The sequence below is a fragment of the Streptomyces sp. SID8352 genome (assembly GCF_009862265.1).
Lineage (GTDB): Bacteria > Actinomycetota > Actinomycetes > Streptomycetales > Streptomycetaceae > Streptomyces.
In genome coordinates this window covers 1-1,486 of record NZ_WWGX01000067.1, presented here as the reverse complement: position 1 = coordinate 1,486, position 1,486 = coordinate 1, and the positions used below count along the sequence as shown (strand labels likewise).

The following is a 1,486-nucleotide window of genomic DNA, read 5'->3' as shown; positions in this document are numbered from 1 at the left end:
CCCGACAAGCTCGTCGTCTACGGCGGCACCGGCAAGGCCGCGCGCGACTGGCGCTCCTTCGACGCCATGGTCCGCACCCTGACCACGCTGAAGCAGGACGAGACGATGCTCGTCCAGTCCGGCCGCCCGGTCGGCGTGATGCAGACCCACGAGTGGGCCCCGCGCGTCCTCATCGCCAACTCCAACCTCGTCGGCGACTGGGCCACCTGGGAGGAGTTCCGCCGCCTGGAGGCCCTCGGCCTGACCATGTACGGGCAGATGACCGCCGGTTCCTGGATCTACATCGGCACCCAGGGCATCCTCCAGGGCACCTACGAGACCTTCGCCGCCGTCGCCGCCAAGCGGTTCGGCGGCAGCCTCGCCGGGACCATCACCCTCACCGCCGGACTCGGCGGCATGGGCGGCGCCCAGCCGCTCGCCGTCACCATGAACGACGGCGTCGCGATCTGCGTCGACTGCGACCCGCGCGCCATCGACCGCCGCATCGAACACCGCTACCTCGACGTGCGGGCCGACTCCCTGGAGCACGCCCTCCAGCTCGCCACCGAGGCCCGCGACCGGCGCCGCCCGCTCTCCGTCGGCGTCCTCGGCAACGCGGCCGACGCCGTCCCGCGGCTCCTCGCCATGGGCGCCCCGATCGACATCGTCACCGACCAGACCTCGGCCCACGACCCGCTGGCCTACCTGCCCACCGGCATGGCCTTCGAGGACATGGCCGACGCCGCCGACAAGGACCCGGCCGGGTTCACCCTCCGGGCCCGCGAGTCCATGGCCCGGCACGTGGAGGCCATGGTCGGCTTCCAGGACGCCGGTGCCGAGGTCTTCGACTACGGCAACTCGATCCGCGGCGAGGCGAAGCTCGCCGGGTACGACCGGGCCTTCGCCTTCCCCGGCTTCGTCCCCGCCTACATCCGCCCCCTGTTCTGCGAGGGCAAGGGCCCCTTCCGCTGGGCCGCCCTGTCCGGCGACCCCGCCGACATCGCCAGGACGGACCGGGCGATCCTCGACCTCTTCCCCGAGAACGAGTCCCTGGCCCGCTGGATCAGGCTGGCCGGCGAGCGCGTCCACTTCCAGGGGCTGCCCGCCCGCATCTGCTGGCTCGGCTACGGCGAACGCGACCGGGCGGGCGAGCGGTTCAACGACATGGTGGCGAGCGGCGAGCTGGCCGCCCCGGTCGTCATCGGCCGCGACCACCTCGACTGCGGCTCCGTCGCCTCCCCCTACCGCGAGACCGAGGCGATGCGCGACGGCTCCGACGCCATCGCCGACTGGCCGCTGCTCAACGCCATGGTCAACGTCGCCTCCGGCGCCTCCTGGGTCTCCGTCCACCACGGCGGCGGCGTCGGCATGGGCCGCTCCCTGCACGCCGGGCAGGTCACCGTCGCCGACGGCACCGCGCTCGCCGGGGAGAAGATCCGCCGCGTCCTCACCAACGACCCCGGCATGGGCGTCATCCGGCACGTCGACGCGGGCTACGACATCGCGG

General features: G+C 73.2%; 1 protein-coding gene. It reads left to right on the top strand.

The genetic code is table 11. From position 1 onward, the window contains the following. A partial coding sequence (gene hutU / locus GTY84_RS20750; protein ID WP_161227816.1) for a urocanate hydratase occupies window positions 1-1,486 on the top strand: 1,486 nt, incomplete at both ends.